21 protein-coding genes are annotated in these 21,209 nt (G+C 62.3%); 11 read left to right on the top strand and 10 right to left on the bottom strand.

The features are described from left to right. The first annotated feature begins 114 nt into the window (after positions 1-114). Positions 115-1,038, top strand: a complete 924-nt coding sequence (locus AC1D2N_RS25880; protein WP_130758980.1) for a PhzF family phenazine biosynthesis protein — start codon at positions 115-117, stop codon at positions 1,036-1,038. Positions 1,039-1,083: 45 nt separating this feature from the next. On the opposite strand, the gene AC1D2N_RS25875 is transcribed toward AC1D2N_RS25880, so the two are convergent. Next, positions 1,084-1,248: a hypothetical protein gene (locus AC1D2N_RS25875; RefSeq protein WP_018243475.1), complete on the bottom strand. Its 165-nt coding sequence runs from the start codon at positions 1,246-1,248 to the stop codon at positions 1,084-1,086. 173 nt (positions 1,249-1,421) lie between these two features. On the opposite strand from AC1D2N_RS25875, the gene AC1D2N_RS25870 reads away from it, so the two are divergent. From AC1D2N_RS25870 to rcdA, 3 genes are all read left to right on the top strand, one after another. After that, on the top strand, positions 1,422-2,720 hold the full coding sequence (locus AC1D2N_RS25870) for an MFS transporter (RefSeq protein WP_018445941.1): 1,299 nt from the start codon (positions 1,422-1,424) through the stop codon (positions 2,718-2,720). An 86-nt stretch (positions 2,721-2,806) separates the two neighbouring features. Then, entirely contained in the window at positions 2,807-2,998 is a 192-nt protein-coding gene (locus AC1D2N_RS25865; protein WP_018243477.1) for a DUF1192 domain-containing protein, read from the top strand. Between the two features lie 391 nt (positions 2,999-3,389). Beyond that, the gene (rcdA, locus tag AC1D2N_RS25860) at positions 3,390-3,905 is read left to right on the top strand and encodes a protease adaptor protein RcdA (protein ID WP_018243478.1); all 516 of its coding nucleotides are present in this window, start codon (positions 3,390-3,392) and stop codon (positions 3,903-3,905) included. Between the two features lie 188 nt (positions 3,906-4,093). On the opposite strand, the gene rpmE is transcribed toward rcdA, so the two are convergent. Then, positions 4,094-4,315, bottom strand: a complete 222-nt coding sequence (gene rpmE / locus AC1D2N_RS25855; RefSeq protein ID WP_003542805.1) for a 50S ribosomal protein L31 — start codon at positions 4,313-4,315, stop codon at positions 4,094-4,096. A 193-nt stretch (positions 4,316-4,508) separates the two neighbouring features. Here rpmE and AC1D2N_RS25850 point away from each other — a divergent pair, with 193 nt between their 5' ends. From AC1D2N_RS25850 to AC1D2N_RS25830, 5 genes are all read left to right on the top strand, one after another. Further along, positions 4,509-6,311, top strand: a complete 1,803-nt coding sequence (locus tag AC1D2N_RS25850; protein WP_130758981.1) for an ABC transporter transmembrane domain-containing protein — start codon at positions 4,509-4,511, stop codon at positions 6,309-6,311. Positions 6,312-6,454: 143 nt separating this feature from the next. Next, positions 6,455-7,447 (top strand): Bug family tripartite tricarboxylate transporter substrate binding protein, encoded by a 993-nt coding sequence (locus tag AC1D2N_RS25845; RefSeq protein ID WP_018243480.1) that lies wholly within the window; start codon positions 6,455-6,457, stop codon positions 7,445-7,447. Between the two features lie 287 nt (positions 7,448-7,734). Next, positions 7,735-7,923 carry a YegP family protein gene (locus tag AC1D2N_RS25840; RefSeq protein ID WP_017968150.1) on the top strand — a complete coding sequence of 63 codons (189 nt, stop codon included), beginning with the start codon at positions 7,735-7,737 and terminating at the stop codon, positions 7,921-7,923. Positions 7,924-8,188: 265 nt separating this feature from the next. Further along, a complete protein-coding gene (locus AC1D2N_RS25835; protein WP_026188521.1) occupies positions 8,189-8,527 on the top strand; it encodes a YciI family protein in 339 nt (112 codons plus the stop codon). Between the two features lie 7 nt (positions 8,528-8,534). Continuing rightward, positions 8,535-9,800, top strand: a complete 1,266-nt coding sequence (locus AC1D2N_RS25830) for an RNA polymerase sigma factor (protein WP_130758983.1) — start codon at positions 8,535-8,537, stop codon at positions 9,798-9,800. A gap of 84 nt (positions 9,801-9,884) precedes the next feature. On the opposite strand, the gene AC1D2N_RS25825 is transcribed toward AC1D2N_RS25830, so the two are convergent. From AC1D2N_RS25825 to AC1D2N_RS25815, 3 genes are all read right to left on the bottom strand, one after another. Then, positions 9,885-10,916 carry a peptidoglycan -binding protein gene (locus tag AC1D2N_RS25825; protein ID WP_018445945.1) on the bottom strand — a complete coding sequence of 344 codons (1,032 nt, stop codon included), beginning with the start codon at positions 10,914-10,916 and terminating at the stop codon, positions 9,885-9,887. Between the two features lie 3 nt (positions 10,917-10,919). Then, a complete protein-coding gene (locus AC1D2N_RS25820; protein WP_130758984.1) occupies positions 10,920-12,023 on the bottom strand; it encodes a MotA/TolQ/ExbB proton channel family protein in 1,104 nt (367 codons plus the stop codon). Between the two features lie 111 nt (positions 12,024-12,134). After that, positions 12,135-12,935, bottom strand: a complete 801-nt coding sequence (locus tag AC1D2N_RS25815) for an inositol monophosphatase family protein (protein WP_018243486.1) — start codon at positions 12,933-12,935, stop codon at positions 12,135-12,137. Between the two features lie 218 nt (positions 12,936-13,153). On the opposite strand from AC1D2N_RS25815, the gene AC1D2N_RS25810 reads away from it, so the two are divergent. Both AC1D2N_RS25810 and AC1D2N_RS25805 read left to right on the top strand, forming a co-directional pair. Further along, positions 13,154-13,732 (top strand): TetR/AcrR family transcriptional regulator, encoded by a 579-nt coding sequence (locus tag AC1D2N_RS25810; protein WP_130758985.1) that lies wholly within the window; start codon positions 13,154-13,156, stop codon positions 13,730-13,732. A gap of 74 nt (positions 13,733-13,806) precedes the next feature. Then, the gene (locus AC1D2N_RS25805) at positions 13,807-14,547 is read left to right on the top strand and encodes a 3-oxoacyl-ACP reductase family protein (RefSeq protein WP_130758986.1); all 741 of its coding nucleotides are present in this window, start codon (positions 13,807-13,809) and stop codon (positions 14,545-14,547) included. A gap of 82 nt (positions 14,548-14,629) precedes the next feature. On the opposite strand, the gene AC1D2N_RS25800 is transcribed toward AC1D2N_RS25805, so the two are convergent. The 5 genes from AC1D2N_RS25800 to AC1D2N_RS25780 form a co-directional block, all read right to left on the bottom strand. Beyond that, complete coding sequence (locus tag AC1D2N_RS25800; protein ID WP_130758987.1) at positions 14,630-15,727, bottom strand: protein-glutamate methylesterase/protein-glutamine glutaminase; 1,098 nt, start codon at positions 15,725-15,727, stop codon at positions 14,630-14,632. 60 nt (positions 15,728-15,787) lie between these two features. Further along, positions 15,788-16,645, bottom strand: coding sequence for a CheR family methyltransferase (locus tag AC1D2N_RS25795; RefSeq protein ID WP_130758988.1), 858 nt, complete (start codon positions 16,643-16,645; stop codon positions 15,788-15,790). Positions 16,646-16,675: 30 nt separating this feature from the next. Next, positions 16,676-17,158 (bottom strand): chemotaxis protein CheW, encoded by a 483-nt coding sequence (locus AC1D2N_RS25790; protein ID WP_018072866.1) that lies wholly within the window; start codon positions 17,156-17,158, stop codon positions 16,676-16,678. Beyond that, on the bottom strand, positions 17,155-18,963 hold the full coding sequence (locus tag AC1D2N_RS25785; RefSeq protein WP_130758989.1) for a methyl-accepting chemotaxis protein: 1,809 nt from the start codon (positions 18,961-18,963) through the stop codon (positions 17,155-17,157). The genes AC1D2N_RS25790 and AC1D2N_RS25785 overlap by 4 nt, the downstream gene beginning before the upstream one ends. A gap of 162 nt (positions 18,964-19,125) precedes the next feature. Next, a complete protein-coding gene (locus AC1D2N_RS25780) occupies positions 19,126-21,048 on the bottom strand; it encodes a HAMP domain-containing methyl-accepting chemotaxis protein (RefSeq protein ID WP_130758990.1) in 1,923 nt (640 codons plus the stop codon). Between the last annotated feature and the right edge of the window lie 161 nt (positions 21,049-21,209).

Here is a 21,209-nt window from a genome sequence, read left to right as displayed (position 1 = left end):
CCCCCCCCCCCCCCGTCCCTCTCCCCTTCCTCCCATTGTCACGGCGACAAGAAACCGCTTCGTTCCCTCGAAAACCGTGATTACTCATAGCGGCCTGTCACAACAGGAGCCGCCATGAACACCCTCTCCTACGTCACCGTCGATGTTTTCACCTCCACTCGCTTCGAGGGCAATCCGCTTGCCGTCATTTCCGATGCGCGCGGTCTGAGCGATGCGGCGATGCAAAAGATCGCCACCGAGTTCAACTATTCCGAAGTCACATTCGTCCTGCCGCCGGAAGACGCTCAAAATTCCGCCCGCGTGCGCATCTTCACGCCGACGATGGAAATACCCTTCGCCGGCCACCCGAACGTCGGCACCGCCTATGTGCTCGGCCAGCAGGCGGAGATCTTCGGCAAGCCGGTCGGCGATACGCTGCGCTTCGAGGAAAAGGCTGGCGTCGTCGAAGTCAGCCTGAAACGCAGCGGCGGAAAGGTTGCTGCTGCCGCCATCCGCGCACCGCAGCCGCTGGCGATCGGCGATATCATTGCCGAGGAAACCGTCGCCGGCTGCGTCGCGCTCGACCCTGGCGTCATCGTCAGCACCACCCATGCCCCGGTCTTCGCCTCGGTCGGCCTGAACTTCGCCATTGCAGAGCTGAACGGGCTCGAAGCGCTGGCCGCCGCCCGCCCGAACCTTGCCGGGTTTCAGGCAGCTGCCGGCCGCCAGGCGACGAGCGGCCACGACTTCTCGCTCTTCCTCTATGTGAGGACAGCCGAAAATCCATGGAATATCCGCGCCCGCATGTTCGCGCCGCTCGATAACGTGCCCGAAGATCCGGCAACGGGCAGCGCGTCTGCGGCGCTTGGCGCCTATCTCGTCTCACTTGCGCCGGAGGCCGATATGAACGCCCGCATCACCATTGAACAGGGCGTCGAAATGGGCCGCCGCAGCGTCATCACCCTTGATGTCGCGAAGTCCGGCGGCATCGTCAGCGATGTCGTCATCTCCGGAGGCTGCGTTTCCGTCATGTGCGGAGAAATAAGCTTGCAGGACTGACGATCCCGGTGGGGTCGTCGCCCCCGGTTATGCGTAATCCAGGGGCTACATCATGAAGTCGCGTGAAAGCAGAGCCACTGCCCAGACGCCGAAAGCGATCAGCGCGATCTTCCAGAAATCCATCCGCCGTCGGAGGCCGGGAAGCCCGAGCGGCTTGATCAGCTGTATCGCCATGGCAAGGATGAGCAGCAAGGCTATCAGCTTTGTCATGCTTTATTTTTTCCGTTTTTCGGAATGTCACAGGACGGACATTTTTCCGCGCGAACAAGAGGATCTCGACACGCCGTAAAGACATTCCGGGGCACAATCAATCATCTTGAGGCTGGGCTGACGCAGGTCCTGCCTTATGTCCATTGCAAATCGCTAAGACCGAGTCTGGGGAAATGAAGAGAAATCTGCTGTCCGTCGCCGCGCTGCTCTTTGGTACGCTCTTCCTTTTCATGGGCAATGGCCTGCAGGGCATCCTGCTTCCTGTGCGCGGCAATCTCGAAGGCTACGCCACGACGACGCTCGGCCTGCTCGGCACGTCATGGGCTGGAGGCTTTGTCATCGGCTGCCTGGTGGCACCGAAATTGGTGCGCCGTGTCGGCCATGTGCGCGCCTTCTCCGGCTTCATCTCGATCATCGCCATCATCGCGCTGGTCAGCGGCATCATCATCCATCCGGTCTGGTGGGTGGTTCTGCGGGCCGTCACAGGCTTCTCCACCGCCGGCACGTCGATGATCATCGAAAGCTGGCTGAACGAGCGCGCCAGCAACGAGAGCCGCGGCGCGATCTTCTCCCTCTATATCGGCATCACACTGCTCGGCGTTGTCGGCGGCCAGATGATGATCCCGCTCGAGGATGTGCGCACGCCGGTGCTGTTCATGATCTGCGGCATCTTCTATTGCATCGCCATGCTGCCGACGACGCTTTCGACCGCCGCTTCGCCGCAGCCGCTGAAGGCGGTGCGCCTCGACCTGCCTGCACTCTATCGCAACTCGCCGGTCTCCTGCCTCGGCATCCTGCTCGTCGGCATCGCCAATGGTGCCTACGGCACGCTCGGCGCCGTCTTCGGCGCTGGCGCCGGCCTCTCCGACACCAGCATCGCCATCATGATGAGCGCCACCATCTTCGCCGGCGCCGTGATGCAACTGCCGGCCGGCCGGCTTTCCGATCGCATTGACCGGCGCTATGTGCTCGCCGCCATGTCCGGCATCGCCGCCGTTGCGGGCCTGCTGATCTTTCTGCTCCACCCGACGTCCGCCGGCTTGCTGATCGGGCTCGTTGTCCTTTACGGCGCGGTGGCCAATACGCTCTATCCGATCGCCGTTGCCCACGCCAACGACTTCGCGGCGTCGGAGGATTTCGTCAAGGTCTCCGGTGGCCTGCTACTTCTCTACGGCATCGGCACGGTGATCGGCCCGACGATCGGCGGCCCGGTCATGTCGGCGATCACCCCACATGCGCTTTTCCTCGTCACCGCCATCGCCCATGTGCTGATCACCGTCTACGCCATCATCAGAAGCCGGATCCGCGCCGCCGTCCCGGCCAGCGACCGCGACGCCTACACGACGATCCCGACCGGCACCTCGCCGATGCTGACACCGCAAAGCATGTCGCTTGCCGATCGCGGCACCGGCAAATCTCCTGAAACCGGAAAGTCTCCCGAAAGCGGCGATCCTGCGGTAAAGTTCGGCTAGAGCCATTCCAGCAAAAAGTGCGCGGCGGTTTTGCGTCCGGAATTGCGTGGAAAAACTATAGAGCATTGGCAAACGGAGGACGAACCATGAGCTTCATCGATGATGACCGGCCGCAGAAGAAAGTCGCCCACGAGATCGGCGCCGATCTCTCCATGCTTTCGGTCGACGAGTTGAAGGCGCGGGTGGAATTGCTGAAGACGGAGATCGCCCGTCTCGAGGCCGAGGCCGGTCGCAAGGCCTCCGGGCGGCAGGCGGCGGAAAGCTTCTTCCGCTCGTAATCCGCTAAAAACCCCAAAAGACAAGGCTATAGGCGGATAAAATTACCCGCCTCAAGTCTTAATTCKGCACAATGTTAATAAAATATTAAGCTTTATAAGATATTACTATATTCATCCGGATTTTCTCTGGATCTCAGACAGTTTTCCAAGCGGTGAATTGGTCTGATTTTTCTCCCTGTTTTACCTTGAGAGCCGCGTTTGCGGCTCTTCTTTTTCCTGTGGCCGGCGCACTTCCACGAAACTGTGGAGATTAACCCTTTCTTAAGAAACGGCTTGCGCATTTGGGCTAATGATACCATCTTAAAGTCATAAAGACCCGGCCTGGAAACTTTTCCGTCGGTGCCGGCGTTACCTGAATATATGTAGCTGCGTGCAAACAGGGACTATTGCGATGTCGGAAGTTGGGTTGAACACGATCAGTTTTGCAGGCCGCGCCGCTGCATCCTCGCAGTTCAAGGCACTTTACGCGGAAGGCATGTCGCTGGTCGAAGAGACTGCCGCCTACCTCGACGGCCAGGGCCGCGCCGCCTCCAAGGTTCTGCCGCGGATGGCCTCGGTTCTCTACGCCGCGGAATCGATGCGCCTGACCACCCGCCTCATGCAGATGGCCTCCTGGCTGCTGTTGCAGCGCGCCGTCAACAATGGCGAAATGTCCCGTGACCAGGTGCTCGCTGAGAAGAACAAGGTTCGCCTCGACGGCTTCAACGTCGACCGCGCCGCACCCGGCTGGGGTGACCTGCCGGAATCCTTCCGCGACCTCGTCGAACGCTCGCTACGTCTGCAGAACCGTATCGCCCTGCTCGACCGCGAGATCTACCGCCCGTCCGAAGCGGTGATCATTCATGATAATCAGAACAGTGTCCAGGCCCAGCTTTCCCTGCTGCAGACCGCCTTCGGCAACAACTGACCGATCCGCAAGAATTCGATACAAACCGGCTGCGTCTTACGTGGCCGGTTTTTTGTTTGCCGCTGAACACCAGCATTCCGACAGCGTCCTTGGCACGTCTGAAAAGACGCGACACGCTGTAAGCCATTGCAAACGCAAAAAAGCCCGGCGAAACCGGGCTCTCTTCGAATTCCATCGAGCAAAAGCGATTAGAGGCCGAGGCCGCCGAAACGCTTGTTGAACTTGGAGACGCGGCCACCGCGGTCCATGAGCTGCTGGTTGCCGCCGGTCCAAGCCGGATGCGACTTGGAATCGATCTCGAGGTTCATGACAGCGCCCTCCGAACCCCAGGTCGAGCGGGTTTCGTATTCGGTGCCATCAGTCATGACTACCTTGATCATGTGATATTCGGGATGGATGCCTGCCTTCATAACAATCTTCCTGCGATACCGGAGTTCAATTTGCCGCATGCAGTTGCGGCCAACGAACCGATTGAATAAATGAAGCCGCAGTCGTGATGGCTACGGCTTCCCATTAGGATGCGGTGCCTATACATGAAGGACGCCTAGATAACAAGAGCCTACAGGCCGCATTGCGCGGGTCCCGCGGGCGATCGGAGACGATTTGGCAGAGCAGGCACGGGCTGAGGAAAACAAAAGGCGGTCGCTACAGCCGCTCGGCAGGCTGACGCCCTACGTCATGCGTTATCGCGGCATGGTGGCCGGTGCGCTGATGTCGCTGGCGCTTGCCGCCATCACTTCGCTGGCGCTGCCGCTCGCCGTGCGTCGCATGATCGATCACGGCTTCACCCAGTCGGACGGCCGCTTCATCAACACCTACTTCGCCATGCTGATGGTCATGGCCGTCGTGCTCGCGGTCGCAAGCGCGCTGCGTTATTATTTCGTCATCACCATCGGCGAGCGCATCGTCGCCGATCTTCGCCGCGATGTCTTTTCCCATGTGACGAGGCTGTCGCCCTCCTTCTTCGACGTCAACCAGTCCGGCGAGATCGTCTCGCGCCTGACCGCCGATACGACACAGATCAAGTCGGCCGTCGGCGCCACCGCCTCGGTGGCGCTCAGGAACCTCATCCTCTGTATTGGCGCCATGGGCATGATGATCGTCACCTCGCCGAAGCTTTCGAGCCTCGTCATCGGAGCGATCCCGCTGATTGTCTTCCCGCTCGTCGCCTTCGGCCGCTCGGTGCGCAAACGTTCGCGCGCCGCCCAGGATACGCTCGCCGATGCCTCTGCCTTCGCCAACGAGACGATCGCCGCGACCCGCACCGTCCAGGCCTTCAACGGCGAGGATGCCGCAGCGACGCGTTACGGCACCGCCGTCGAATCCGCCTACGAGGCTGCCCGCGCCGCCATCCGCTCGCGCGCGCTGCTGACGGGGATCGCCATCACGCTGATCTTCGGCAGCGTCGTCGCCGTGCTCTGGGTCGGCGCCCATAGCGTGCTTGCTGGCACGCTCTCGGCCGGCACGCTCGGCCAGTTCCTGCTCTATGCCGTCATCTCCGCCGGGTCGCTGGGCGCGCTGTCGGAGGTCTGGGGCGAACTTTCGCAGGCAGCCGGTGCTGCCGACCGGCTGACCGAACTTCTCGACGAAGTCTCGCCGATCACAGCCCCCGCCAGCCCGCAGGCTCTTCCTTCGCCCAGCCGTGGTCGCGTCGAATTTTCCGGTGTGCATTTCGCCTATCCCTCGCGCCCCGGAAAATCGGCACTGCATGGCTTAAGCTTCGCCATCACGCCAGGCGAGACGGTCGCCATCGTCGGCCCTTCCGGTGCCGGCAAGAGCACCGTCTTTTCGCTATTGCTGCGCTTCTACGATCCGCAGCAGGGCAGCGTGACGATCGATGGCGTCGACGCGCAGCTGACGACGCCCGACGAGCTGCGCCAGCGCATCGCCATCGTGCCGCAGGATGTCACCATCTTTGCCGCCTCGATCCATGACAACATCGCCTTCGGCCGCCCCGGCGCCTCGCGTGACGAGGTCCGCGCCGCAGCCCTTGCCGCGCAGGCCGACGAATTCATCGCCCGGCTGGACCAGGGTTACGAGACCGAGGTCGGCGAACGCGGCATCATGCTCTCCGGCGGCCAGCGCCAGCGCATCGCCATTGCCCGCGCCATCCTGAAGAACGCCTCCGTGCTGCTGCTCGACGAGGCGACCTCAGCGCTTGACGCCGAAAGCGAGACGCTGGTGCAGAAGGCGCTCGACGGCCTGGTGGACGGCCGCACGACGCTCGTTATCGCCCATCGCCTGGCAACCGTCCTGAAGGCCGACCGCATTCTCGTCATGGATCAGGGCCGCGTCGTCGAGGAGGGCACGCATCAGAGCCTGATCCGCCATGGCGGCATCTATGCCCGGCTGGCGCGACTGCAATTCGACGCCGCCAACGAGGATGTGCTCGCTGCGGCGAAATAGCCGGCGCGCACTTCTCCCGCCAACAACGACTAAAGTCTGAACCCGCTGCGCCTCCCCGCAGTTGTCTTTCGCGCGTTCTGCCCTAACCTCTTCATTCCCCGGGGTGGGGATATGGCTGCTGAAATCCTTGGGAGGAGATAGGAATGGCACTTTCCGATATGACGCGACGTACGGGCCTTGCGCTCGGTTTCGGTGTGCTTGCGGCCCTTGCCGTCGGTGCGTCTGCCACTGCTGCGGATTTTCCCGATCGCGCGATCACCATGGTCGTGCCCTTCGCGGCCGGCGGCTCGACCGATGTCGTCGCCCGCATCGTCGCGCAGAAGATGTCAGAGGATCTCGGCCAGCAGGTGATCGTCCAGAACGTCGCCGGCGCCGGCGGCAATCTCGGCGCCGGTAACGTCGCCCGCGCCGAACCGGACGGTTACACCATCCTGATGGGCACCGTGGCGACCCACGCCCTCAATCCGCTGATCCTCAAATCGACCCCCTACGATCCCGAGAAGGATTTCGCGCCGATCTCGCTGCTCGTCGTCGTGCCGAATGTGCTGGTCGTCAATCCGGAATTGCCGGCGAAGACCGTGCAGGAGCTGATCGCCCTGCTGAAAGCCGAGCCCGACAAATACAGCTACGCCTCATCGGGCAACGGCACGCCGCTGCATCTTTCCGGAGAGCTCTTCAAGTCCATGGCCGGCGTCAGCATGCAGCACATTCCCTATAAGGGCGCCGGCCCGGCATTGAACGACGTCATCGGCAACCAGGTGCCAATCATGTTCGACAACCTGCCCTCGTCGTCGAGCCACATCAAGGCTGGCACCCTGCGGGCGCTGGCGGTGACCACGGCCGAGCGCGCGCCCTCCTTCCCCGATGTGCCCACGATCGCCGAGTCAGGCATTCCAGGTTACGAGACCTATACCTGGAACGCGCTTTTCGCCCCTGCCAAGACGCCGAACGAAGCGGTGATGCGCCTCAACGCCTCGGCTAAAAAGGCGCTTGCCGACCCTGCCGTCGCTGAACGCATGAAGGAATTCAGCGCCACCATCGTCGGCTCGACGCCGGAGGAACTCGCCACCCATGTGAAGGCCGAACTCGCCAAATGGGGACCGGTCGTCAAGGGCGCCAACATCCAGATGGAGTGATGCCGGAGCACGATGCCGAAAAGTGTGAGCGGTTTTCGGACGACATCATGCTCTCACTATTTAACTTAGAACAGGATTCAGATTTTAGGCCGACCCGGCCTGAAATCATCCTGTTCTCGGGGCATAGCCGCTGGCGCCCTCATTCGCTTGTGTCCAATGGAAACGGTGACAATTGGACGCTAAGCAACCCAATCCTGATTAAGGCAGTGGAAAAGCTCGCCATTTTGATCTAGCCTCCGCTAAGCTGATGGTTGCAATTCAGCGTTTTGGGATTTCGGGAGACATCTATGTATAAATTCGAAGTCTATAAGGATAAGGCCGGCGAGTTCCGCTTCCGCTTCAAGGCATCGAACGGGGAAGCTATGTTCTCGTCTGAGGGCTACAAGGCGAAGGCGTCCGCCATGAGTGCCATCGAATCCATCAAGAAGAACACGCCAAGCGCCGAGGTCGTCGACCAGACGAAGGCCGAGTCCTGAGCAGACCGGCAGCGGCGGCGTGATTGCCGCCCTGCCCTTTCGCACCCTTGAGCAGCGCCGGCGCCCTTGAGCCCGGCCCGCTTGCGATTTTCGGTGCCCTTTTTCTTTTTCGCATATTTTTTTAAGCCATGTCGAAACGACCGGTGGTCGCGCCTCATTGTTTCGGAACGGCCGCGCCGCTCCGCCGGGCTTTACGATTTTCGGGATCTCGATCCCCGCTATCGGCATGCCCGGATCAACGCAACAACGAGATCAGGAGTTTTCCATGCAATATGCTCTCATCATTCGCGAGGCCGCCGAGGATTTCGCCCGCCGCGGCGATCCCGCTTATCGCGACGGCTGGGTCGCCTACAGCAAGGCGCTCGCTCAGGCAGGGATCATGACCGGCGGCGCCGGGCTGACAGGCCCGGAAACCGGCACGATCGTGCGCCGCAAAGGCGAGGAACACGATGTTCAGGACGGGCCCTATCCGGAAGGCAAGGAACAGCTCGGCGGCTTCTATCTGATCGACGTCCCCGACATCGATACAGCACTCGAATGGGCGACCCGCGTCCCGATCTCCGACAAGGGTTCGGTCGAGGTCCGTCCGCGCTTGCAGATGTGAGGCGGTAATGCCGCCCGATGCCGGACGCGCTGCCGAAAAGGTGGCGCGTCAGTCCTACGGCAAGCTGATCGCCTTCCTCACCGCCCGCTCGCGCGACGTGGCGGCAGCAGAGGACGCATTGTCGGAAGCGCTGGCTTCGGCGCTTCGCGTCTGGCCGGAGCGCGGCATTCCCGGCAATCCGGAAGCCTGGCTGCTGGTTGCCGCCCGCCGCAATCTCATGCAGGCGGCCCGCCATCGCACTGTCGAGGCCAATGCGCAAACGACGATATCGATCCCCTTTGAGGAGGCGGAGGAACGCATGAACGAGGCCGGCAACGCCATCTTTCCCGATGAGCGGCTGAAGCTGCTCTTCGCCTGCACCCATCCCGCCATCGACCGCTCCGTGCATACGGCGCTGATGCTGCAGACCGTTCTCGGCATCGAGGCAAAGACTATCGCGCGGACCTTCGTCGTCTCACCTGAGGCGATGAGCCAGCGGCTGGTGCGGGCCAAGGTAAAGATCCGCGATGCCGGCATTCCCTTCGCCGTCCCGCCTCGCCCCACCTTGCCGGAGCGGCTTGCGGCGGTGCTCTCGGCGATCTACGCGGCTTACGGTCTCGGCTGGGACGGTCTCGACGGAGAGGACGAACACCCTTCACTTGCCGGCGAGGCGATCTGGCTCGGCCGCGCGCTTCTGGCGGTGCTGCCGGACGAACCGGAAGCGGTCGGGCTGCTCTCCTTGATGCTTCATTGCGAAGCTCGCCGCAGCGCCCGGCGCGACGGTAGCGGCCGATATGTGCCGCTGGACGAGCAGGATATGGCCGCGTGGAACGCGATCATGATTGCCGAGGCGGATGCACTGTTGCGCAAGGCCGGCGGCTTCGACCGTTTCGGCCCCTTCCAGTGTCAGGCGGCGATCCAGTCCGTGCATGCGGCGCGCCGGCTGTCAGGTACGACCGACTGGCAGGCGCTGACGACACTGTACGCGGCGCTGGTGATGATGAAGCCGACGCTGGGTGCACGCGTCAGCCAAGCTGCGGTGATCGGCAGGGCCTTGAGCGCCGCTGCCGGGCTGGAAGTGCTCGACCGGCTCGATCCGCGCGACGTCGCAAGCTACCAGCCCTACTGGGCTGTCCGTGCTTTTCTCCTGACCCAGGCCGGCGATGATACCGCGGCAGCCGATGCCTATATGACAGCGATCGGCCTCAGCGACAGCCCCGCCGTGCGCGATTTCCTCGCCGGCCGCCTGAAGGGCGCGCAGCAGGGAATGTCGGGCCACTGCATAATTCCCTAAATCGGAATCGATTTAGGGAATTATGCAGCAATTCAAAGTGTTACAGCGTCCATTGCGCGTCTGAAAAGACGCGCGGCGCTGTAATCATTTCTCGGTCAGCTTCAGCTCGATGCGGCGATTGGTAGAGTGCGCATCCGGCGTATCGCCTGGCGCGATCGGCTGGAACTCGCCGAAGCCGGCGGCAACCAGCCGATCGGCCGGCACGCCCTGTGCAATCAGAAACTTGACGACCGAAATCGCGCGCGCCGAGGAGAGCTCCCAATTGTCGCGATAGCGACCCGTTCCGGCAAGCGGCACATTGTCGGTATGGCCATCGACGCGCAGCACCCAATTGATCTCCGGCGGAATTTCCTTGGCGAGATCGAGAAGGGCGGCGGCAAGCTTCGCCATTTCGGTCTGCCCCTCCGGGTTGAGATCGGCGCCGCCCGACGGAAACAGCACTTCCGACTGGAAGACGAACCGGTCGCCGACGATGCGGATATTCTCGCGGTCCGAGAGGATTTCGCGCAGACGGCCGAAGAAGTCGGAACGGTAGCGGTTCAGCTCCTGCACGCGCGCGGCGAGCGCCACGTTGAGGCGACTGCCGAGATCGGCGATCTTGGTCTGCGAGACCCGGTCTTTCTCCTCCGACGCCTGAAGGGCTGCCTCGACGGCGGCGATCTGGCTGCGAAGCGCTGATATCTGCTGGTTCAGCAGTTCTACTTGGCTGAGCGCCCGTTCGCTCACCTGCTTCTGCTCGTCAAGCTCCTGCGTCATCGAGCCGATCCGCTTCTGCGCCGCATCCTGACCGCCCGAACCGGCATTCAGCAGCGCCTGCAGCCGCGAACGGTCGCCTTCGGCGCTGGCAAGCGAGGCCTGCAGGTTGGCGACAGAATCCTGGAGATCCTGATTGCTACCCTTTTCGAGCGCGAGAAGCTGCGTCAGCTCGTTGATCTGGCTGTTCAGGCGATTGAGCACCTCATCGCGTCCGGTGATCTCGCGGCTGAGGATGAACTGCCCGACGACGAAGACCGTCAGCAGGAACATGATTGAGATGAGCAGCGTCGACAGCGCATCGACGAAGCCCGGCCAATAATCCACCGTGCGTTCGCGGCGCCGGTTGCGGGCAAGAGCCATAGCTTACTTGCCCTCGCTCTTTTCTGTCTGGCTGGCGCGGTCGCGCATGCGCTCGCCCCTCTCGCCTGCGCGCTCCTGCACGCCGATGCGCTCGGCAAGCCGGTCGAGCGTGCGGCGCATTGCCTTCGCCTCGTCCTGCTGTGCCTCGATCCAGTCGCGCAGCATCTGCTGCTCGTTGCGCATGTTCTTGACGAGGCCCTGAATACCTTCGGCAAGGCTCGCCATGGCGGCGACGGAGCGCTGGCTGCCGGCGCCGCCCTCTTCGGAGACCTTGCGCAGATAATCGGAGAGCGCGCGCATGTCGTCCGAGGAACCGCCGGAAACGGCCTCGAGAGCCGGGGCAAGCTCGGAGCCGACATCCGTGACCGAGGAAAGCCAGTTTTCCAGCTCCATGTAGAAGCGGTTTTGCGCGCGGCCGGCCTGCAGGTCGAGGAAGCCAAGAATGAGCGAACCGGAAAGGCCGAGCAGCGAGGAGGAGAAGGCCTGGCCCATGCCGGAAAGCGGCGTGGAAAGCCCTTCCTTCAGCGCCGAGAGCACGTCTCCGGTGCCGTTCGAGCCGGCATCGAGGGACTGAATGACAATGCTGATCGAACTGATCGTGCCGATGAGGCCCCAGAAGGTGCCGAGCAGGCCGAGGAAGACCAAGAGGCCGATCAAGTAGCGTGAAACATCGCGCGATTCGTCGAGGCGGGTAGCGATCGAATCGAGGATCGAGCGCAGCGCCGTCGTCGACAGCGCCACTGAGGACTTGCGGCTGCCGAGCAGCGCCCGCATTGGCGCAAGCAGCCGCGGATTGCGGTTCACCTTGTCGGCGCTGCCGGCGGCGCGGAACGAATTAAACCAGCGCACCTCAGGGCGAAGCGCCAGTACATGGTTGAAAACAAGAATGATTCCGACCGCGAGAACGCCGACGATCAGGCCGTTGAGGCCCGGATTGTGCATGAAGGCGGTCTGCGTCTGCCGGAAGAGGATGGCGGCGATAAAGCCGACGATGACGAGGAAAAGCAGCATCGTCCAGAGGAAGGGCATGGGACTCGAAAGCCTGTTGGCATAAGTGCCAGCCGTCTTTTCGGTGGAGCCGATCTCCGCCACATTCACATTTTCCATAGGGTCGCTGCCTCCGGAGTCATTGCTGGCGGAGACTAGAGCAACATTGTGCCGAATTGAAGTATGCCGGGGCGAAAACCGTGACTTTACAACAGCCAGATTTTCGTTCGGTCACTTGGCCGGAACCGGCCGCTTGACGACTTCGATCAGCGCCTTGTGGATGATCTCGTTGCCGGCGACGATCGCGCCGCTCTCCAGCATCGTCGCGCCACCGTCCCAGTCGGTGGCGAAACCGCCGGCTTCGCGGATGAGCAGGATGCCGGCAGCCATGTCCCACGGCGCAAGCTCCGCTTCCCAGAAACCGTCGAACCGCCCGGCAGCGACATAGGCAAGATCGAGCGTCGGCGAACCCAGACGGCGGATGCCCGCCACTTCGCCCATCACGTGGCGAAGCTCGACCAGGAACTTGCCGTGATTGCGCTTGCCGAGCGCCGGCACACCGCAGCCGATGACGCAATCCGACAGCGCGCGACGCGCGGCGACGCGCAGGCGTCGGTCGTTCAGGAAGGCGCCGCCCCCGCGTTCGGCGGTATAAAGCTCGTCGGTTGCCGGATTGAAAACGACGGCGGCAACGATCTCGCCGTTGCGTTCGAGCGCGATCGAGACAGCAAAGGCCGGGATGCCGTGCAAGAAGTTCGTCGTGCCGTCGAGCGGGTCGACGATCCAGCGATGCGCGCCGTCGGTGCCCTTGATTTCCTCGCTTTCCTCGCCGAGGAAGCCATAGGTCGGACGCGCCTTGAGCAGCTCTTCCCTGACGATCTTTTCGGCCTTGCGGTCGGCGGTGGAAACGAAGTCACCCGGTCCTTTCACGGACACCTGCAGGTTCTGCACTTCGCCGAAATCACGTCCCAGCGACTTTCCTGCCTTGAGGGCAGCCTGAACCATGACATTGAGAAGAGCTGAACGGGCCATCGGCGCATTTTTCCTTGGGACTGATACGGGGCGCGCGCGCTGCCAGGGGCGGGAAGTGTCCCTGAACATGCATGACAGGCAGCGCTGCGAAGATTGGCGGCCTCAAGACCACAAAATCAGGGAAATTTCAAGGGGAGGCGCGCATGGCTGCCCTGCGGCGGCGGAAACCATTCATTTTATTCTGGACAGATCAGTCCAATAAGAGTAGAAGCCTGTTCATGGCACGACACAAGGAATTCGATCGCGACACCGCCCTTCATGCCGCCATCGGCGTATTTTCCGAGCATGGCTATGAAGGCACCTCGACCGAGCAATTGCTGACGGCGATGAAGATCAGCCGGCAAAGCATGTACGACACCTTCGGCGATAAGCGCGGTCTCTATCTGGAAGCGCTGAAGCGCTACAATGTGGAGAGCATCGATAAGATCATCGCCGATCTTCGCCGCGAAAACCGGCCGATCGAGGCGCTGGAAGGTGCTCTTGTCGCTTTCGCCTCGCGTCCCGCTGCCGAGGCGCGGCGCGGCTGCCTCGGTGTCAGCGCCATCTGTGAATTCGGCCGTACCGATGCCGAGATCGCAGCTCTTACCGACAGCGCCGGCCACGCGCTTCACGCGGCGATCGAGAGCCTTCTCGCAGAGGCTCGCAGGACCGGAGATCTCGCAACAGAGATCGATATCGCCGACGCCATCCCATTTCTCGGCGCTGCTTTGTCGGGCATGAAAGTCAGCGCCCGAAACGGCGTCCCACCCGAGACGCTCCGCGGTATCGCACGCATGGCAATCAGAAGCCTCCGCTGACGATGGGGCAACTCCGAAGCGGCCTTTCCACGGCCAATTCTAGACTGATTAATCCAAAAACAAAGGAAACCTGCATGTCTCAACCCCTTTCCACCAAGATCGCCCTCGTCACCGGCGGCTCGCGCGGCATCGGTGCCGCCATCGTTCGAAGACTCGCCGCTGACGGCGCCGCCGTCGCCTTCACCTATTCCAGCTCCGAGCACAAGGCGAAGGCGATCGTCGCCGAGCTGGAGGCTGCTGGCGGCAGGGCGCTGGCGATCCGGGCCGACAGTGCCGATGCGAAGGCCGTACAGGATGCCGTCGCGCTGACAGCCGGGCATTTTGGCGGTCTCGACATTCTCGTCAGCAATGCCGGCATTCTCATCCTCAACCCGCTCGACGACTATTCGCTCGAAGATTTCGACCGGATGTTCGCCGTCAACGTCCGCGCTGCCTTCGTCGGCATCCAGGCAGCGGCAAGACACATGAAGGAAGGCGGCCGCGTCATCACCATCGGCAGCGTCACCGCCGATCGCAGCGGCTTTCCGACCTCCTCGGTCTATAGCATGACGAAAGGCGCGATCGCCTCGATGACCCGCGGCCTCGCCCGCGATCTCGGCCCACGCGGCATCACCGTCAACAACATCCAGCCCGGCCCGACGGCGACCGACATGAACCCCAATGAGGACGATCATGTGCGCCTCAAGCCGCTGATGGCGCTTGGCCGCCTGGGTGAGGACCGCGAGATCGCCGGCCTCGCCGCCTATCTCGCCAGTGCCGAGGCCGCTTTCGTCACCGGCGCCAGCCTGACGATCGACGGCGGTTACCTCGCCTGAATAGAGAGCCTGCAGGGCTACAACCAAAAACCGGCGGCATTCTGCGATACCGCCGGCTTCGGTCTGGCTGTTCAAGCAGGTCCTAGAACTTCTGCTGCGTCATCAGCACTTCGCGGGCGATCTGATCGAGCGGCAGGACCCGGTCGACGCCGCCTTTGGCGATCGCCTCCTTCGGCATGCCGAAAACGACGGAACTCGCCTCGTCCTGCGCCACCGTGTAGGCGCCCGCCTGGTGCATTTCCAGCATGCCGCGCGCACCGTCGTCGCCCATGCCGGTCATGATGATGCCCATGGCATTCGAGCCGGCCGAGCGCGCCGCTGAGCGGAAGAGCACGTCGACGGAAGGCCGGTGTCGCGACACCAGCGGCCCGGTCTTCACACTCACATAGTAGCGCGCACCCTGGCGCTCGAGCAGCATGTGCTTGTCACCTGGCGCGATCAAGACATGGCCGCGCAACACCGGATCGCCATCGATGGCTTCCTTGACCTCGACCTCGCAGAGCCCGTTCAGCCGCTTGGCGAAGGCGGCGGTGAATTTCTCCGGCATGTGCTGGACGATCACCATACCAGGCGCATTGGCCGGCAGTTCCTCGATGAACTCGCGCAGTGCTTCGGTGCCGCCGGTGGAAGCTCCGACGCAGACGACCATCTCCGTCGTCTTCGCCATGGCCCGCCCCGTCGGTGGCGGCAGCATCACATCCGCCGTCAGTTTCTTGGCTGGCCCCTCCGCCGAAGCCGAGCGGATGGTTCCGGCGGCGCGGCGGACATTGGAAAGCCGTGCATGCGAGGCGCTCTTGACGACTTCGCGAATACGCATCGCATCATCGGCAAGGCTGTCGGCGGCCCCGATCTTCGATTTCAGAATGACGTCGACCGCACCGGCCTCCAGCGCCTGGATCAGCGTCTCCGAACCCGCCTCCGTCAGCGACGAACACATCACGACAGGGATCGGCCGCTGCGCCATCAGCTTGCGCAGGAAGGTAATGCCATCCATGCGCGGCATCTCCACATCGAGCGTGATGACATCGGGGATCTCCTCCTGCAGCTTCCGCGCCGCCATGAAGGGGTCGGATGCGACCGCCATGATCTCGATATCGGGATCCTGCTCCAGCACGTGGGTCAGCGTCTGGCGGACGCTGGCGGAATCGTCGATGATGAGAACGCGGATTTTCTTAGCCATGAATGCCCCTAATGCATGCCGTCCAGAAGTGCGCAGCGGTTTTGGGATGACGCCATGCGCTTAGATACGCTGAAATACCGTATTCGAGACTTGCTTCAACGGCAGATCGAAGCCGGTGATCGATTCAGAATGGCCGATGAACATGTAGCCGCCCTTCGCCAGGCAGTCGCAGAGGCGGTTGAGCACGCCGGCCTGAGTCTGCTTGTCGAAGTAGATTAGCACGTTGCGGCAGAAGATGACGTTCATCGCCTCGCCGATCTGGTATTTCTCGTCCATCAGGTTCATGCGGGCAAAACCAATCTTGCTGCGCAGTTTCGGCGTGATGCGCACCTCCCGCCGATCCGGCTGCTTGGCCGTCAGCACGTATTTACGCTGCAGGTCGCGCGGCACGGGCGCGATGAGGTCTTCCGGGTAGATGCCGCGGCGCGCCGTCTGCAACACGTCGGTGGAAAGGTCGGTGGCCAGAACGCTGTAGGAGATGTCGTTGCGGCCTTCGGTGAATTCAGCCAGTACCATCGCCATCGTGTAGGGCTCGGCTCCCGTCGAGCAGGCAGAGCTCCAGATGCGGATGGTCCGAACGCCGCTGTTGGCGATCGTTGGCAGCGCTACCGTCTGCAGATAGTCGAAATGCTTGGCTTCGCGGAAGAAGTCGGTCTTATTCGTCGTCACCACGTCGATCAGGTAGACGGTTTCCTGGTCGAGCCCGTCGTGATTGAACAGGAAGTCGCAATAATCGTCGAAGGTCGCATGGTTGGTTGCGCGAAGGCGGCGCCTCAGCCGCCCTTCGAGCATCGTCAGCTTGGTCGGCGGCATCTTGATGCCGCTGTAATCGTAGATGAACCGGGCAAGCTTGTCGAAATTGCGCTTGCTGATCCGGTCGCCCGGCAATTGGGTTTCCACAGCTGCTGCCATACTCATAGAACGCAGTACTCCGAGTTGATGCGCGGGTCAGGCCGCCGATTGCAGTGCCGAGGCGTCCTCGCGCGACAGCAACCGTGCAAGATCGATGATGACGACGAAGCCGTTTTCACGGCGAACGACGCCGGCGATATAGTCCGAGCGCCAGCGCACGCCGATGTCAGGCGCCGCCTCGATCTGCTCGCGCCGGAACGGCGTGACCTCGAAGACGCGGTCGGCGACGAGGCCGAGGGTCAGGAGCCGGCTTTCCATCGGCACGTCGAGGACGAGCACGCGCGTATGCGGCGTCGGCACGGTCTTCGTCATGCCGAGCTTCAATCGAAGATCGATCGTCGGCACGCCCTGCCCGCGCACGTCGCGCAGGCCGAGCAGATAGTCTGGACCATTCGGAATCTTGAAAGCTTCCGCATAGTCAAGGATTTCCCGTACGACCTCAACCGGCACGGCGAAAATCTCCTCGCCGAGGCTGAAGGTCACGAATTGCGCTTCCAGGGATGTCGTGGCCATGATCATGCGCTTTCCTTGAATTCGGCGTCCCCATCGTCGGGACCGCCCATGGAGAGATCGAGAGCGAAGCCTTTTACCCGCGCCTGCTGGCCGGCAACGCTGTTGGCAGCCGGCTTCCTGGTGCTGGGCGTGCGACCGGCGGCCCGTGCCGGACTGCGGACCGAGACCTTGGCGGCCGGCGTGCGGGACTGGCGATTGCTTGCTGTATCGACCTTGAAGAAGGCAATCGAAGCCTGCAGCTCTTCCGCTTGGGTCGCGAGCTCTTCCGAGGTCGCCGACATCTGCTCGGAAGCACCGGCATTCTGCTGCGTCACCTTGTCGAGCTGCTGGATCGCCTCGTTGATCTGCGAGGCGCCGACATCCTGTTCGCGGCATGCGGCGCTGATCTCGGAGACTAGTTCCGCCGTCTTGCGGATGTCGGGCACCAGCCGGCCGAGCATGTCGCCGGCCTCCTGAGCGGCCTTGACCGTATCGCCCGACATAGAGCTGATTTCGGCAGCAGCCGACTGGCTGCGTTCGGCAAGCTTGCGCACTTCCGAGGCGACGACCGCAAACCCCTTGCCGTGTTCCCCGGCGCGCGCCGCTTCGACGGCAGCGTTGAGCGCCAACAGATCGGTCTGGCGGGCGATTTCCTGGACGATGCCGATCTTCTCGGCAATGGTTCGCATCGCCTGTACGGCGCGCGTCACCGCGTCACCACTGGCTTCCGCGTCCTTGGCCGACTGACGGGCGATCTTCTCGGTCTGGGCGGCGTTATCGGCATTCTGCTTGATGTTAGCGGCCATCTCTTCCATCGAGGCGGAAGCCTCTTCGGCCGAAGCCGCCTGTTCGGTGGCGCCCTGCGACACCTGCTCGGAGCTCGAGGACAGTTCCTGGCTGCCGGCCGAGACATTTTCTGCGGCAGCAGCCGCATCGGAGACGACGCCACGCAGGCGCTCAACCATCTGTTCGAGGGCAATGCCGAGCGTGTCCTTCTCCGAAAGCGGCTTCGGAGACACCGTCAGGTCGCCGTTCGCGATCTGGTTGGCGATCTCAGCAGTGCTGCGAAGATTGTCCGTCATGACGTTGATCGTGTTGACCAGATCCTTGATCTCGTCGTTGCTCTTGATCTCGATCTTCTGGTTCAGGTCACCGATGGCGACGGCGCTGGCAACGTTCATGATCTTGCGCAGGCCGCTGTTGACACCGAGCGCGATCCACAGCGCAGCAGCGAACGCGATGACGGAAGCCCCGATAGCGATGCCGATCAGCATGTTTTTCGTCGAACTATAAAGAATGTCTGTATCGTTATCGGCTTGCGTCATCGACTTCTGCTGAAGCGTGACGAGCGTCTCGAAAACATCTTCGAGTTCCATGACGAGAGCGCGAACCTCTCCGGACGAAAGCGCCGCTGCCGCTGCCCTGTCGCCACTTTCCTGGATAGAGGCGACTTTGTTGGACCCCTCACTGAAGCGTTTGGCCAACTCGACCAGCCTGTCCCAGGTGGGCTTGCCCTCGGCAGTTGCGAGCTGTTGGCCGCCCGTGGCGAAAACTACCATTTCATCCAGGCTCTTCGCCGAATTCTGGTAGTCCTTCCTGGCTACTTCCGGATCCATTTCCAGAAGGGCATTCTTCTGCCAGCGAACAGCATTAAGCTCCGCAGTCTTTGCCTCTAGAGCCAGTTCCAGCCTCTTTGCCGGACCCGAAATAAGGTTGCCGACAGCATCGTTCAGGGAACTGAGGCTGATGATTCCATAGACCGCGCTGCCCACCAGCAACAATATGACAAAGCCGAATGCGGCTGCGAGCTTAAGTTTAATCGTAATACGCATCTCAATATACCTCTCCGAGAGCGAAGCAATAAATGTGGACCAGGGGGCGCGGCATCATGCAGCGAAGACATTCCGGTAGGCGAAGCGTGCGTCGCGGGCCATCCTGATTGGCCCACGACAATTGCGAACGGGGAGCGGTCATGCGCTTTCCCCAGGGGAGCGCTATGCGCTCTCCCTAAACTCGTCATCGGCCGTATCGGGACCGCCCATCGACATGTCGAGGGCAAACCCCTTCACGCGGGCCTGCTGACCAGCGATCGTATTGGCCGGCGCCTTGCTGACCGGTTTGCGCGGTGCGGCCGAGGCCCGGCTGCGGGCGGTGAGTTTTACAGCCGGCGCGCGCTCGCGGCGCCCACCCGCCATATCGACCTTGAAGAAGGCGATCGACGTCTGCAGCTCTTCGGCCTGGGAGGCGAGTTCCTCGGAGGTCGCCGACATCTGCTCGGAGGCGCCGGCATTCTGCTGCGTCACCTTGTCGAGCTGCTGGATCGCCTCGTTGATCTGGGCAGCACCGATATCCTGTTCGCGGCAGGCGGCACTGATCTCGGAGACCAGTTCGGCCGTTTTGCGAATGTCGGGCACCAGCCGGCCGAGCATGTCGCCTGCATCCTGGGCCGCCGTCACGGTATCGCTCGACATGGCACTGATCTCGGCAGCAGCCGACTGGCTGCGTTCGGCAAGTTTGCGCACTTCAGATGCGACGACCGCAAAACCCTTGCCGTGTTCACCCGCACGAGCAGCTTCGACGGCGGCGTTGAGAGCCAGAAGATCGGTCTGGCGGGCGATTTCCTGGACGATGCCGATCTTCTGGGCGATCGTGCGCATGGCTTCGACAGCGCGGGAAACCGCCTCGCCGCTGGCTTCCGCATCCTTGGCCGACTGGCGGGCGATCTTTTCGGTCTGGGCAGCGTTGTCGGCGTTCTGCTTGATGTTGGCGGCCATCTCTTCCATCGAGGCGGAAGCCTCTTCGGCGGAAGCGGCCTGTTCGGTGGCGCCCTGCGACACCTGCTCCGAGCTTGCCGAAAGTTCCTGGCTGCCGGAGGAGACGTTCTCGGCGGCGGAGATCGCATCGGCGACGACGCCGCGCAGCCGCTCGACCATCTGTTCGAGCGCGAGGCCCAGCGCATCCTTGTCGGAGAGCGGCTTTGGAGACACCGTCAGGTCGCCGTTTGCGATCTGATCGGCGATGCCGGCGGTGGTCCGCAGGTTGGAGATCATGCTCTGCATCGCGATGCCGAGCGTATCCTTATCCGAGAGCGGCTTGGCATCTGTGCTGAGGTCGCCCATGGCAATCTGATCGGCAAGAGCTGCCGTGGTGCGCAGATTGGCAGTCATGCTGTTGACCGTATTGATGAGGTCCTTGATCTCGTCATTGGTCTTGACATCGACCGTCTGGTTAAGGTCACCGATTGCGACGGCATTTGCGACGGTCGTGATTTTCCTCAGGCCGTTGTTGATTCCGAGCATGATCCACAATGCAGCACCGAGCGCCACAAGCACGGCGATGCCGGAAGCAGTGCTGAGGATCAGCTTGGTCGAGTTATAAAGATCGGTGTTCGACTGATCGGTCGTCTTCATGCCCTTGCGCTGGATCTCGATGAGTGCGGCAATCGCGTCACCCATGTCGTTGGTCATCGTGCGCAGGTCGCCGAGCGACAGCGCCAGTGCGCCGGCTTGATCGCCCCTGGCGTCAAGCTGCTGCAGCTCGGCGGATCTGTCGCGGAATTTCGCGCCGATCGTCTGCAGCTTTTCCCAATAGGGTTTTCCTTCCGGCGAAGCGATGGCGTGGCCGGCATCGACGGCCTCAAACATGGCCTGCAAGTTCTGGTCGGCCTCCTTGTAGAAACCGGCAGCGCTGTCGGGATCCGTGGAAAGCAGTGCGTTCTTCTGAGCGCGTATGGCGTTGACTTCGGCGACATTGGCGGTCAGTGCCAGTTCCAGGCGGCGCATCGGCCCGTCGATCATCTTGCCGCTGGCGTCATTCAAGGTGCCGAGGCTCATGCTTCCGTAGATGGCGATGCCAATCAACAGCAATGTCATGATGCCGAAGGCAAGCCCCAGCTTGAGCTTGATGGTGAAACGCATGTGGTACCCCCTCTATGCGGTCAAAACGAATGGATAGAAACGCGTCCCATCGGCGGGACGTCGAGCTTGAAAGTGATGTGTCTGAAAAGGGGGAAAGCGACTACATTCACTTCCCGGCAGCCGGACATCTATCGATCGCAGCGCCAACGCCTACATGCGTT

Source organism: Rhizobium sp. P1_B8 (genome assembly GCF_056406515.1).
The sequence above is the reverse complement of the archived record's forward strand: the minus strand, read 5'-3'. Positions and strand labels throughout refer to the sequence as shown.

Bases quoted from the DNA above. Each gene is read 5' to 3' on its own strand.
- AC1D2N_RS25790 (WP_018072866.1), bottom strand. From the start codon at position 17,158: ATGATCATGGCCACGACATCCCTGGAAGCGCAATTCGTGACCTTCAGC.
- AC1D2N_RS25800 (WP_130758987.1), bottom strand. From the start codon at position 15,727: ATGGCTAAGAAAATCCGCGTTCTCATCATCGACGATTCCGCCAGCGTC.
- AC1D2N_RS25810 (WP_130758985.1), top strand. From the start codon at position 13,154: ATGGCACGACACAAGGAATTCGATCGCGACACCGCCCTTCATGCCGCC.
- AC1D2N_RS25830 (WP_130758983.1), top strand. From the start codon at position 8,535: ATGCCGCCCGATGCCGGACGCGCTGCCGAAAAGGTGGCGCGTCAGTCC.
- AC1D2N_RS25825 (WP_018445945.1), bottom strand. From the start codon at position 10,916: ATGGCTCTTGCCCGCAACCGGCGCCGCGAACGCACGGTGGATTATTGG.
- AC1D2N_RS25865 (WP_018243477.1), top strand. From the start codon at position 2,807: ATGAGCTTCATCGATGATGACCGGCCGCAGAAGAAAGTCGCCCACGAG.
- AC1D2N_RS25795 (WP_130758988.1), bottom strand. From the start codon at position 16,645: ATGAGTATGGCAGCAGCTGTGGAAACCCAATTGCCGGGCGACCGGATC.
- AC1D2N_RS25880 (WP_130758980.1), top strand. From the start codon at position 115: ATGAACACCCTCTCCTACGTCACCGTCGATGTTTTCACCTCCACTCGC.
- AC1D2N_RS25845 (WP_018243480.1), top strand. From the start codon at position 6,455: ATGGCACTTTCCGATATGACGCGACGTACGGGCCTTGCGCTCGGTTTC.
- AC1D2N_RS25780 (WP_130758990.1), bottom strand. From the start codon at position 21,048: ATGCGTTTCACCATCAAGCTCAAGCTGGGGCTTGCCTTCGGCATCATG.
- AC1D2N_RS25840 (WP_017968150.1), top strand. From the start codon at position 7,735: ATGTATAAATTCGAAGTCTATAAGGATAAGGCCGGCGAGTTCCGCTTC.
- AC1D2N_RS25835 (WP_026188521.1), top strand. From the start codon at position 8,189: ATGCAATATGCTCTCATCATTCGCGAGGCCGCCGAGGATTTCGCCCGC.
- AC1D2N_RS25820 (WP_130758984.1), bottom strand. From the start codon at position 12,023: ATGGAAAATGTGAATGTGGCGGAGATCGGCTCCACCGAAAAGACGGCT.
- AC1D2N_RS25785 (WP_130758989.1), bottom strand. From the start codon at position 18,963: ATGCGTATTACGATTAAACTTAAGCTCGCAGCCGCATTCGGCTTTGTC.
- rcdA (WP_018243478.1), top strand. From the start codon at position 3,390: ATGTCGGAAGTTGGGTTGAACACGATCAGTTTTGCAGGCCGCGCCGCT.
- AC1D2N_RS25815 (WP_018243486.1), bottom strand. From the start codon at position 12,935: ATGGCCCGTTCAGCTCTTCTCAATGTCATGGTTCAGGCTGCCCTCAAG.
- AC1D2N_RS25870 (WP_018445941.1), top strand. From the start codon at position 1,422: ATGAAGAGAAATCTGCTGTCCGTCGCCGCGCTGCTCTTTGGTACGCTC.
- AC1D2N_RS25805 (WP_130758986.1), top strand. From the start codon at position 13,807: ATGTCTCAACCCCTTTCCACCAAGATCGCCCTCGTCACCGGCGGCTCG.
- AC1D2N_RS25875 (WP_018243475.1), bottom strand. From the start codon at position 1,248: ATGACAAAGCTGATAGCCTTGCTGCTCATCCTTGCCATGGCGATACAG.
- rpmE (WP_003542805.1), bottom strand. From the start codon at position 4,315: ATGAAGGCAGGCATCCATCCCGAATATCACATGATCAAGGTAGTCATG.